We start from the raw sequence: 11365 nt of genomic DNA, 5'->3' as shown, positions 1-11365 counted from the left end.
ATGACCTTAAAAGAATTGTTAGTAGGTTTCGGCACCCAGGTTCGTAGTATCTGGATGATCGGCCTGCACGCGTTCGCCAAACGCGAAACGCGAATGTACCCGGAAGAGCCGGTCTATCTGCCGCCCCGTTATCGTGGTCGCATCGTTCTGACCCGCGACCCGGACGGCGAAGAGCGTTGCGTAGCCTGTAACCTCTGCGCGGTCGCCTGCCCGGTCGGCTGTATCTCGCTGCAAAAAGCAGAAACCAAAGACGGTCGCTGGTATCCGGAATTTTTCCGCATCAACTTCTCACGCTGCATTTTCTGTGGTCTGTGCGAAGAAGCCTGTCCGACCACGGCGATTCAGTTAACCCCGGATTTCGAAATGGGGGAATACAAGCGCCAGGATCTGGTTTATGAGAAAGAGGATCTGCTGATCTCCGGTCCGGGCAAATACCCGGAATATAACTTCTACCGGATGGCAGGTATGGCAATCGACGGCAAAGATAAGGGCGAAGCAGAGAACGAAGCCAAGCCTATCGACGTCAAGAGCCTGTTACCGTAAGGAGAGGGGCAATGGAGTTCGCTTTTTATATCTGTGGCCTGATAGCCATACTTGCGACCTTGCGAGTGATCACCCATACCAATCCGGTACACGCATTGCTGTACCTGATTATTTCGCTGCTGGCGATTTCCGGGGTGTTCTTCTCACTGGGCGCTTACTTCGCCGGTGCGCTGGAAATTATCGTCTACGCGGGTGCCATTATGGTGCTGTTCGTGTTCGTGGTGATGATGCTCAACCTGGGCGGTTCGGAAATCGAACAGGAACGCCAGTGGCTGAAACCGCAGGTGTGGATTGGTCCGGCAATTTTGTCAGCCATCATGCTGGTGGTGATTGTTTACGCCATTCTCGGTGTTAACGATCAGGGTATCGACGGTACGCCAATCAGTGCTAAAGCAGTGGGTATTACGCTGTTCGGGCCTTACGTACTGGCGGTGGAACTGGCTTCTATGCTGCTGCTGGCTGGTCTGGTTGTGGCCTTCCACGTCGGTCGTGAAGAGCGTGCGGGTGAAGTGCTGAGCAATCGTAAAGACGACAGCGCGAAAAGAAAAACGGAGGAGCACGCATGATCCCCTTACAACATGGACTGATCCTCGCGGCAATCTTATTCGTTCTTGGCTTAACCGGTCTGGTTATCCGTCGCAATCTGCTCTTTATGCTGATTGGTCTGGAAATCATGATTAACGCCTCTGCGCTGGCCTTTGTGGTCGCCGGAAGCTACTGGGGTCAGACCGACGGTCAGGTGATGTACATTCTCGCCATCAGCCTCGCGGCGGCGGAAGCGAGTATCGGCCTTGCGCTGCTGCTGCAACTTCACCGTCGTCGCCAGAACCTGAACATCGATTCAGTAAGTGAGATGCGCGGATGAACATGCTTGCCTTAACCATTATTTTGCCATTGATTGGCTTCGTCCTGCTGGCGTTCTCCCGTGGGCGCTGGTCTGAAAACGTCTCAGCGATCGTGGGCGTTGGCTCTGTGGGCCTGGCGGCGCTGGTAACTGCCTTTATCGGCGTTGACTTCTTCGCTAACGGTGAGCAGGCATACAGCCAGCCGCTGTGGACATGGATGTCGGTAGGCGACTTTAACATCGGTTTCAATCTGGTGCTGGACGGCCTGTCGCTGACCATGCTCTCGGTGGTCACCGGTGTCGGTTTCCTTATTCACATGTACGCCTCCTGGTACATGCGTGGTGAAGAGGGCTACTCTCGCTTCTTCGCCTACACCAACCTGTTCATCGCCAGCATGGTGGTTCTGGTTCTTGCTGACAACCTGCTGTTGATGTACCTCGGCTGGGAAGGCGTTGGCCTGTGCTCCTATCTGTTGATCGGTTTCTATTACACCGATCCGAAGAATGGCGCAGCGGCAATGAAAGCGTTTGTCGTGACCCGTGTGGGTGACGTGTTCCTCGCTTTCGCGCTGTTCATTCTCTACAACGAACTGGGCACCCTGAACTTCCGTGAAATGGTGGAACTGGCACCCGCGCACTTTGCTGACGGCAATAACATGCTGATGTGGGCGACGCTGATGCTGCTGGGCGGTGCGGTTGGTAAATCTGCGCAGCTGCCGTTGCAGACATGGCTTGCCGACGCGATGGCGGGCCCGACGCCTGTCTCCGCGCTGATCCACGCCGCAACGATGGTAACCGCGGGTGTCTACCTGATCGCCCGTACCCACGGCCTGTTCCTGATGACACCAGAAGTTCTGCATCTGGTGGGTATTGTCGGGGCAGTTACGCTGCTGCTGGCCGGTTTTGCCGCGCTGGTACAGACCGATATCAAACGTGTTCTCGCTTACTCTACCATGAGCCAGATTGGCTACATGTTCCTCGCGCTTGGCGTACAGGCATGGGATGCGGCGATTTTCCACTTGATGACCCACGCGTTCTTTAAAGCGCTGCTGTTCCTGGCATCCGGTTCCGTCATTCTGGCCTGCCATCACGAACAGAACATCTTCAAGATGGGCGGTCTGCGTAAATCTATTCCGCTGGTTTATCTCTGCTTCCTGGTGGGTGGTGCAGCACTGTCGGCACTGCCGCTGGTTACTGCGGGCTTCTTCAGTAAGGATGAGATCCTCGCCGGTGCGATGGCGAATGGTCATATCAATCTGATGGTGGCAGGTCTGGTCGGTGCGTTTATGACCTCGCTCTACACCTTCCGTATGATTTTCATCGTCTTCCACGGGAAAGAACAAATTCACGCTCACGCCGTGAAAGGGATTACTCACAGCCTGCCGCTGATTGTGCTGCTGATCCTTTCCACCTTCGTTGGCGCACTGATTGTACCGCCGCTGCAGGGCGTGCTTCCGCAAACTACGGAACTGGCGCACGGCAGCATGTTGACCCTGGAAATTACCTCTGGCGTGGTCGCGGTGGTTGGTATTCTGCTGGCAGCCTGGCTGTGGCTGGGTAAACGTACTCTGGTGACCTCCATCGCCAACAGTGCGCCGGGCCGTCTGCTGGGTACCTGGTGGTACAACGCCTGGGGCTTTGACTGGCTGTACGACAAAGTGTTCGTCAAGCCGTTCCTGGGTATTGCCTGGTTGCTGAAACGCGATCCGCTGAACTCAATGATGAACATCCCGGCTGTCCTTTCCCGCTTTGCAGGTAAAGGTCTGCTGTTAAGCGAGAACGGTTATCTGCGCTGGTATGTGGCATCCATGAGCATCGGTGCGGTCGTGGTGCTGGCACTGTTGATGGTACTGCGTTGAGTTGTTGGCTGAGTGAATATACCCGGCGTTGCGCCGGGTCTGTGAACTAAGAATAAATTTTAGGTAACTGTTCCTGAAGTACAGGCGTCATCGGCGAAGTCAGACCGGATACCGCCAGCGCACAGCAACCGGAGCGTACTTAAGTACGTGAGGATTGCGAGCACTGCCGGGATTCGGGCTGGCGAGTGAGATAGCCTGAGCAGGAGTAAATATAAGGGACATACTTAGCTATGTTATTACCCTGGTTAATACTAATCCCCTTTATTGGCGGCTTCCTGTGCTGGCAGACCGAACGCTTTGGCGTCAAGGTGCCACGCTGGATCGCGCTGATCACCATGGGATTGACGCTGGCGCTGTCGCTGCAACTGTGGTTGCAGGGCGGTTATTCACTGACGCAATCTGCCGGAATTCCGCAGTGGCAGTCTGAATTCGACATGCCGTGGATCCCGCGTTTTGGTATCTCTATTCATCTCGCCATTGATGGTCTGTCGCTGCTGATGGTCGTGCTGACCGGTCTGCTCGGCGTGCTGGCGGTACTTTGTTCGTGGAAAGAGATCGAAAAATATCAGGGCTTCTTCCACCTCAACCTGATGTGGATCCTGGGCGGCGTTATCGGCGTGTTCCTTGCCATCGACATGTTCCTGTTCTTCTTCTTCTGGGAAATGATGCTGGTGCCGATGTACTTCCTGATCGCACTGTGGGGGCATAAAGCTTCTGACGGTAAAACGCGTATCACGGCGGCAACCAAGTTCTTCATTTACACCCAGGCGAGTGGTCTGGTGATGTTGATTGCTATCCTGGCGCTGGTTTTTGTTCACTACAATGCGACCGGCGTCTGGACCTTCAATTATGAAGAGCTGCTGAATACGCCGATGTCTAACGGCGTGGAATACCTGCTGATGCTGGGCTTCTTCATCGCATTTGCGGTGAAAATGCCGGTGGTTCCGCTGCATGGCTGGCTGCCGGATGCGCACTCTCAGGCACCGACTGCCGGTTCCGTTGACCTCGCGGGGATCTTGCTGAAAACCGCCGCTTACGGTTTGCTGCGTTTCTCTCTGCCACTGTTTCCGAACGCGTCGGCAGAGTTCGCGCCAATCGCCATGTGGTTGGGTGTTATCGGCATCTTCTACGGTGCGTGGATGGCCTTCGCCCAGACCGATATCAAACGTCTGATCGCCTACACCTCGGTTTCCCACATGGGCTTCGTGCTGATTGCTATCTACACCGGCAGCCAGTTAGCCTACCAGGGCGCGGTCATTCAGATGATTGCTCACGGCTTGTCGGCGGCGGGTCTGTTTATTCTTTGCGGTCAGCTTTATGAACGTATCCACACCCGCGATATGCGCATGATGGGCGGTCTGTGGAGCAAAATGAAATGGCTGCCAGCACTGTCACTGTTCTTTGCAGTGGCAACGCTTGGGATGCCAGGCACCGGTAACTTCGTCGGCGAATTTATGATTCTGTTCGGCAGCTTCCAGGTTGTCCCGGTGATTACCGTTATCTCTACCTTTGGGCTGGTCTTTGCATCTGTTTATTCGCTGGCGATGCTTCATCGCGCTTACTTCGGTAAAGCGAAAAGCCAGATTGCCAGCCAGGAACTGCCAGGGATGTCGCTGCGTGAGCTGTTTATGATCCTGTTGCTGGTGGTGCTGCTGGTACTGCTGGGCTTCTATCCGCAGCCGATTCTGGATACCTCGCACTCCGCGATTGGCAATATCCAGCAGTGGTTTGTTAATTCCGTTACTACTACAAGGCCGTAAATCGCCATGACAATAACTCCACAAAACCTGATCGCACTGCTACCGTTGCTGATCGTCGGCTTGACGGTGGTGGTTGTGATGCTCTCCATTGCGTGGCGACGCAATCATTTCCTCAACGCTACGCTCTCGGTTATTGGGCTTAACGCGGCGCTGGTTTCGCTCTGGTTTGTCGGCCAGGCTGGCGCTATGGACGTTACGCCGCTGATGCGCGTTGATGGTTTCGCCATGCTTTACACTGGGCTTGTATTGTTGGCGAGCCTCGCCACCTGTACTTTCGCCTACCCGTGGCTTGAAGGCTATAACGACAACAAGGACGAGTTCTACCTGTTGGTGTTAATTGCCGCTCTGGGCGGGATCCTGCTGGCGAATGCCAATCACCTGGCGTCTCTGTTCCTCGGTATTGAACTGATCTCTCTGCCGCTGTTTGGCCTGGTCGGTTACGCTTTCCGCCAGAAACGTTCGCTGGAAGCCAGTATCAAATACACCATCCTTTCTGCTGCAGCATCTTCTTTCCTGCTGTTTGGTATGGCACTGGTGTACGCGCAGTCTGGCGACCTGTCGTTTGTTGCACTGGGTAAAAACCTTGGCGACGGCATGCTCAACGAGCCGCTGTTACTGGCAGGTTTTGGCCTGATGATTGTCGGCCTCGGCTTCAAGCTCTCTCTGGTGCCGTTCCACCTGTGGACGCCAGACGTATACCAGGGCGCGCCTGCGCCAGTTTCTACCTTCCTGGCGACGGCGAGCAAAATCGCTATCTTCGGCGTGGTGATGCGTCTGTTCCTCTACGCACCAGTGGGTGATAGCGAAGCGATTCGCGTGGTGCTGGCGATTATCGCCTTTGCCTCCATCATCTTCGGTAACCTGATGGCGCTGAGCCAGACCAATATCAAACGTCTGCTCGGCTACTCGTCTATCTCTCACCTCGGCTATCTGCTGGTGGCGCTGATTGCGCTGCAAACCGGCGAGATGTCGATGGAAGCGGTAGGGGTTTACCTCGCGGGTTATCTGTTCAGCAGCCTCGGCGCATTTGGCGTAGTCAGCCTGATGTCCAGCCCTTACCGTGGTCCGGATGCTGATTCCCTGTTCTCTTACCGTGGTCTGTTCTGGCATCGTCCGATCCTCGCGGCAGTGATGACGGTGATGATGCTGTCACTGGCCGGTATTCCGATGACGCTGGGCTTTATCGGTAAGTTCTACGTGCTGGCGGTCGGTGTCCAGGCACACCTGTGGTGGCTGGTGGGGGCCGTGGTTGTCGGTTCGGCAATTGGCCTCTACTACTACCTGCGCGTAGCGGTGAGCTTATACCTGCACGCCCCGGAACAACCGGGTCGCGATGCACCATCAAACTGGCAGTACAGCGCGGGCGGTATCGTGGTGCTGATCTCTGCACTGTTGGTACTGGTGCTGGGTGTATGGCCACAACCGCTGATTAGCATTGTTCGGTTAGCAATGCCGCTGATGTAAGCTGTCAGTTCGTAAGTCAGAAAGCCGCCGACAAGTTCGGCGGTTTTTTTGTCATGACATCATCACCCAACAATAACCGTCAGCGCATGATTCCCCTGTCGCAGTATACGCCGATAAGCGCTAATTAATTTTTCCATATCAAGCATGATGGATGCAAAGAGTTGCCCCTCTAACTCTTCTGAAAAGGTTACTCCCGGATAAATCTCCATTTCATTGAGTCGCTGAATGGAAAACTGTTTACGCAGCACATTTCGGTCAAGAGCTTCCAGTCGGTCGATTGTCGCAGCTAACTCCTGATTCCAGGTCAACCCCAGGAAACCATCTATGCCATCTTCGAGGCTGTGTTCACCAAGCACAGCACGACTCAGCGGATCATTCTTCGCTGGATCGAACGCAGAGGTGCCTGTCAGGCCAAAATGTAAAAAATCCCAGCGTTTATCAATATCCAGTCGGCGTAATCCTGAAAGCGTGTCATGAATATTGTCCATTAAAGGTTTTTCAGCTGACTCAAGCAGTTGGTTAATCTTTTCTGAGTCGATTTCCGCAAAATAGCCAATCATTCCCATTTATTTTTCCTCCGTTGAATTTCATGTTTCGCATCTTAAAACAGATGAGGGAAAATAAAATGCGCATGTTGCTTTTTCTGGACCCGCCTCGAGAAAATTTTATTGTTTACTGTTGTATAACAAGGTGATAACGCCATCCACGACCTGAGCCATTTTCTGATAATTCAATCTGTCTGCGGTATCACCGGGCAAGTGGTATTGTTTATTACGATAAAAAGCGGTGTCGGTAATCATTACGGCGGGAATATCGTGTTGCCAATAATTAAGGTGGTCAGAGAAATCAATGCCGGGAATAAACCCTGGGGCATTCATAGAATAAACAGATAAATTCCGGGATGACAACAATGCGGCTTTTACCTGACGAACGGCGTTGATATCCTGTATTCTGCCGACCACGGCAATAAAGTCACCCCGTTCAGGATAAAGCCAGGACATTGCCGGGTAAGGGTAATCCTGGCTCCCAGGCGCAGAGTCGTAATAGCCAATCATCTCCAGAGAAATCATTAACTGTACTGGGCGGTTAAGCGAAGCTGCATGTACCGCGCTCCCCATTTCATTGCTACGAAAGAAGGGCGGTTCTTCCGACGCATAGGCGACCAGCTGCACGCCAGTTTTCGGTGTTTGCTGCTGTAACAAACGTGCCAGTTCGAGTAATCCTGCCACGCCGCTGGCGTTATCATCCGCGCCAGGCGTATAGGTTAATTGATCTTTTTCAAAACTGCTGGCAGAGTCATAGTGCGCACCAATAATAATCAGCGGTCCATTGGCAGGACCATAATCAGCTACAATATTTTTGTAGGGACCTCCCGTAATGGGAACGTCCTGCCCGGTAACTCTGGCACCGCTACTGACAAAGACCTCTTTTATATACTCTGCGGACCTATTCAGATTATCAATAATGTCTGCACTACGGGGATACACAGTTTGTGTAAGATAACGAACTGTTTTTTCTAATTGCTCAGGACTTGCGTGTCGGGGAGTTGGCGGTAATGCATTGATCCAGGGTTGGTAAAAAATAATAAAAGTAAGCGATAGTAGTAATGATATAAAATAAAGAGGTGTCATTTTTTTCATATGTAAATTATCAATAAAAGGCGTTATTTTATAATTATTTATAATGAGTTATGAGTGTTTATTTTATTACGGTTGGTAGAGATATACAAAAAGTATTTTTTTACAGTGGGTTCGCTATTTTAAAAAGGAATTCGTATGAGAAAAAATATAATTATGTTATTTATTGGCAGATTGAATTGACAGGGGGCAGAAATCTGAGGGTAAGAAAAGTCAGCAACTACAATCCACTACATCAACAGACCAGCAATCGCGTGCCGCGATACGCTGGAAATACCCGTAGATTGAACTGGCGGATGGTGTGACTGACATCGGTCAGTGATGACTTTTTAGCAAACTATGTTCGATCAGTCAGCATATTTGCTGACTGGTCGAATTGACTAACAATGATGTTAACTTACTCTTTTTCCTGATGATCTATTTTTGGGTTGTGAGTGTTTTATTCTAAGTCTTTATAATAATGATTGATATTTGCATCGCCATATTTATCTAAATAACAATTTCTGTTTGTCAGTCGATGTTGAAAATCAATTTCGTACTGCTCTTCTGCTGAATATTTTTTAAATCTGTCAGCATAGTTTTTTAATAACGTATAGGGAGCGCTGTCAGAATTGCTTTCCCTTTGTTCAATTACTTCTTTGGCTGCCATGCACACAAATGCACCGCAACTTTGGCTTAAGTATTGCTGAAGATCGGCATGTAAAAATGTTATCTCTTGTTCAGTTAAATGATCTGTTATATTCTTATTATTCGGCATTTCTCCCATGAATTTAGAATTGAAACTATTAATGACACGCTTAAGTGAATTTTCTTTATCATGGCCTAGTGCACGTAATGAGTTGAATATGACGCATTTTATTTGTTGTGTGTTATTTTTTTCATTAACTATTTTTTGTAGCGAAACTAATATCCAGTGTCCGCCAGTATTTATGGGGAATAACTGGACTTCTTTCGGCCATGATGGATCGCTCTTAATATTATCATTGAGAGCGATTTCCAGGTAAGTGCTGTTGGAATCGGGGAGGTAGAGACCAGTAGGATAATTGACTTGAGTATTTTTTGCATTAGCGGCGATCTTCTGAAGATAGCAATCTATTTCATCCGTGGTTAATTGACGATTTTTATCCCAGAAGTTTGTACCATCGCTCAGTTCATTATTCTTATCATTTAAAAGTACCTTTGAAAGCGACTGTTTTTCAGATATAAGAGGAATATCATCACCGATAATTGTCATTAATTTTGACGGGGAGAATAGCTTTTTGAACAGGAGATCATCTGAATTATCCGGACCAGCTGGTTTAAGGGGGGAGTTGGTTGCGGTATGTGCCAAATTATATAATTTTAAACAGGCATTTTTGATAAGTCGGATAATCGATAGGGTTTCATTTGTTGGGTTTCTAACAATATGATAAAGAATATCTTCGGCTTTTTTTCCAAATTCATCATAACCTAACGCAATATTATGCAGTAACTCAATGCTTTCTTCATCTCCGGATAATGCTGTTTTTTTTAAAGATTGCAGTAATTCCTCGGTCACAGTAAATTTTTCTGCAAATGTCTGATTGAGTTGTGTTTGAGATAATTGACAATAATTGCTGACAACTGTAACCATCATAGGCTCCTTTTAGTTGCAAAGGTTGTGCTGAATGAAGATAAAAAGAGGCAACTTATTGCTCTGAATATAGTGCGTGCGGAGATGAATAAATATCAAAAATCGCTCAATATGCCCGTGTGGGGGGATATATGTGGCGCGGGTTGCGATAACAGGGCAAGTTTCGCCCTGTTTTTAGTAGGAAGCAGAGTTAAACATTAAACACGGTGAAATCATGCGCCAGTTCAGTCGCCGGGAAAATTGACCGACATTCACGTAACAGGTGCTGACAACCTTTGTCATCATAGCGCGAGCTGACGTGGGTAATGATTAGCTTACCGACTCCAGCCTCACGGGCCAGTGTCGCAGCCTGGCGTGTAGAGCTGTGGCCGCGACTATTGGCTTTGGCTTCCATGGTTATATCCAACGTCGCTTCGTGTACCATGACATCGACGCCTTTAGCCAGGTCAAGTGCGGCATCGCAGGGGCCGGTATCACCGAAAATAGCGAGCGCTTTACCTGGCACTGGAGCGGCTAAGTAATCTGCGCCGTTAATCTGCCTTCCGTCTTCCAGCGTGATTGTTTTGCCCGCTTTTAATGCCTGAAACAGTGGGCCAGGCGGCACGCCAGCAGCTTTTAATGCCTGGGCATTTAATGCACCCGGTTTATCATGTTCTTCAATACGATAGCCATAACATTCCAGTGGATGCTCCATCGGATAAGCGGTCACTTTGCGCAGGCCATCATCGAGAATTTCGCCAGCGCCAATTTCGACAATTTCCAGCGGATAATCGGTCCATGAGCCGCTAATCCGCAGCGCAGTCTCCACAAATTCACGGAGACCTTGCGGACCATAAATCGTTAAGGGTTGGACAATACCAGACATAGAACGACTGCATAGTAAGCCGGGTAAACCAAAGAGATGATCGCCATGAAGGTGACTGATAAAAATCTTATCCAGTTTTCCAGGGTTAAAGGCGGTATGCAGTAGCTGATGCTGGGTGCCTTCACCGCAGTCAAACAACCAAAGACCGCTCCGGGTCGGATGTTGCAGGTTAAGCAATATTGCCGTGACATTGCGCGTACGGGTTGGCACACCGGCTGAAGTACCTAAAAAAATTAATTCCATGAGTTCATCACGTTTCAAAAAATATTCCGGCTAGTATAAGGCATACATCTAAAAGGAGAGCATTATGATTGAATGGCAAGATCTGCATCACTCTGAATTATCGGTTTCCCAGCTTTATGCCTTATTACAACTGCGTTGCGCGGTTTTTGTTGTTGAGCAGAATTGCCCTTATCAGGATATCGATGGTGATGACTTGACGGGAGATAATCGCCATATTCTCGGTTGGAAAAATGATGAACTGGTAGCGTATGCGAGGATTCTGAAAAGTGATGATGATCTTGAACCGGTCGTTATTGGTCGGGTGATTGTCAGTGAAGCGTTGCGTGGCGAAAAAGTGGGGCAGCAGCTGATGAGTAAAACACTCGAAACATGCGCGCATTACTGGCCTGATAAGCCTGTTTACCTCGGGGCGCAGGCGCATCTACAAAACTTCTACCAAAGTTTTGGCTTTATCCCTGTGACGGAGGTCTATGAAGAAGATGGTATCCCACACATTGGGATGGCACGCGAGGTAATTCAGGCGTAATCAATAACCATT

10 protein-coding genes and 1 pseudogene are annotated in these 11365 nt (G+C 49.9%); 7 read left to right on the top strand and 4 right to left on the bottom strand.

Translation table 11 applies throughout. The features are described 5' to 3' along the window. The 6 genes from nuoI to nuoN all read left to right on the top strand — a co-directional run bounded on the left by nuoI (window position 1) and on the right by nuoN (window position 6470). Complete coding sequence (gene nuoI / locus QUE74_RS14790; RefSeq protein WP_000172749.1) at window positions 1–543, top strand: NADH-quinone oxidoreductase subunit NuoI; 543 nt, start codon at window positions 1–3, stop codon at window positions 541–543. 11 nt (window positions 544–554) lie between these two features. Continuing rightward, window positions 555–1109 carry an NADH-quinone oxidoreductase subunit J gene (gene nuoJ, locus QUE74_RS14785; RefSeq protein ID WP_000393511.1) on the top strand — a complete coding sequence of 185 codons (555 nt, stop codon included), beginning with the start codon at window positions 555–557 and terminating at the stop codon, window positions 1107–1109. Then, the gene (nuoK, locus tag QUE74_RS14780; RefSeq protein ID WP_000612644.1) at window positions 1106–1408 is read left to right on the top strand and encodes an NADH-quinone oxidoreductase subunit NuoK; all 303 of its coding nucleotides are present in this window, start codon (window positions 1106–1108) and stop codon (window positions 1406–1408) included. Before nuoJ ends, nuoK begins: the two co-directional genes overlap by 4 nt. Next, a complete protein-coding gene (gene nuoL / locus QUE74_RS14775; protein WP_001056608.1) occupies window positions 1405–3246 on the top strand; it encodes an NADH-quinone oxidoreductase subunit L in 1842 nt (613 codons plus the stop codon). Before nuoK ends, nuoL begins: the two co-directional genes overlap by 4 nt. A gap of 230 nt (window positions 3247–3476) precedes the next feature. Further along, window positions 3477–5006, top strand: a complete 1530-nt coding sequence (gene nuoM / locus QUE74_RS14770) for an NADH-quinone oxidoreductase subunit M (RefSeq protein ID WP_000926437.1) — start codon at window positions 3477–3479, stop codon at window positions 5004–5006. Window positions 5007–5012: 6 nt separating this feature from the next. Further along, a complete protein-coding gene (nuoN, locus tag QUE74_RS14765) occupies window positions 5013–6470 on the top strand; it encodes an NADH-quinone oxidoreductase subunit NuoN (RefSeq protein WP_000156701.1) in 1458 nt (485 codons plus the stop codon). Between the two features lie 62 nt (window positions 6471–6532). On the opposite strand, the gene QUE74_RS14760 is transcribed toward nuoN, so the two are convergent. The 4 genes and pseudogenes from QUE74_RS14760 to rbn all read right to left on the bottom strand — a co-directional run bounded on the left by QUE74_RS14760 (window position 6533) and on the right by rbn (window position 10827). After that, a complete protein-coding gene (locus QUE74_RS14760) occupies window positions 6533–7036 on the bottom strand; it encodes a YfbM family protein (protein WP_000525343.1) in 504 nt (167 codons plus the stop codon). A 99-nt stretch (window positions 7037–7135) separates the two neighbouring features. Further along, entirely contained in the window at window positions 7136–8110 is a 975-nt protein-coding gene (locus tag QUE74_RS14755; RefSeq protein WP_001354792.1) for a M28 family metallopeptidase, read from the bottom strand. Between the two features lie 389 nt (window positions 8111–8499). Then, window positions 8500–9722, bottom strand: a pseudogene (locus QUE74_RS14750) (ElaD/SseL family deubiquitinase). Between the two features lie 187 nt (window positions 9723–9909). Further along, on the bottom strand, window positions 9910–10827 hold the full coding sequence (gene rbn / locus QUE74_RS14745; protein ID WP_001353072.1) for a ribonuclease BN: 918 nt from the start codon (window positions 10825–10827) through the stop codon (window positions 9910–9912). Between the two features lie 64 nt (window positions 10828–10891). Between rbn and QUE74_RS14740 the strand changes: the two genes are divergently transcribed. Then, entirely contained in the window at window positions 10892–11353 is a 462-nt protein-coding gene (locus QUE74_RS14740; protein ID WP_000574089.1) for a GNAT family N-acetyltransferase, read from the top strand. Window positions 11354–11365 lie beyond the last annotated feature (12 nt).

The sequence above is a fragment of the Escherichia sp. 10290 genome, from assembly GCF_030295155.1.
Lineage (GTDB): Bacteria > Pseudomonadota > Gammaproteobacteria > Enterobacterales > Enterobacteriaceae > Escherichia > Escherichia coli_F.
The sequence above is the reverse complement of the archived record's forward strand: the minus strand, read 5'-3'. Positions and strand labels throughout refer to the sequence as shown.

What these genes read in the sequence shown, in the direction of transcription:
- nuoI (WP_000172749.1), top strand. Translation starts at nt 1, where the DNA reads ATGACCTTAAAAGAATTGTTAGTAGGTTTCGGCACCCAGGTTCGTAGT.
- nuoJ (WP_000393511.1), top strand. Translation starts at nt 555, where the DNA reads ATGGAGTTCGCTTTTTATATCTGTGGCCTGATAGCCATACTTGCGACC.
- nuoK (WP_000612644.1), top strand. Translation starts at nt 1,106, where the DNA reads ATGATCCCCTTACAACATGGACTGATCCTCGCGGCAATCTTATTCGTT.
- nuoL (WP_001056608.1), top strand. Translation starts at nt 1,405, where the DNA reads ATGAACATGCTTGCCTTAACCATTATTTTGCCATTGATTGGCTTCGTC.
- nuoM (WP_000926437.1), top strand. Translation starts at nt 3,477, where the DNA reads ATGTTATTACCCTGGTTAATACTAATCCCCTTTATTGGCGGCTTCCTG.
- nuoN (WP_000156701.1), top strand. Translation starts at nt 5,013, where the DNA reads ATGACAATAACTCCACAAAACCTGATCGCACTGCTACCGTTGCTGATC.
- QUE74_RS14760 (WP_000525343.1), bottom strand. Translation starts at nt 7,036, where the DNA reads ATGGGAATGATTGGCTATTTTGCGGAAATCGACTCAGAAAAGATTAAC.
- QUE74_RS14755 (WP_001354792.1), bottom strand. Translation starts at nt 8,110, where the DNA reads ATGAAAAAAATGACACCTCTTTATTTTATATCATTACTACTATCGCTT.
- rbn (WP_001353072.1), bottom strand. Translation starts at nt 10,827, where the DNA reads ATGGAATTAATTTTTTTAGGTACTTCAGCCGGTGTGCCAACCCGTACG.
- QUE74_RS14740 (WP_000574089.1), top strand. Translation starts at nt 10,892, where the DNA reads ATGATTGAATGGCAAGATCTGCATCACTCTGAATTATCGGTTTCCCAG.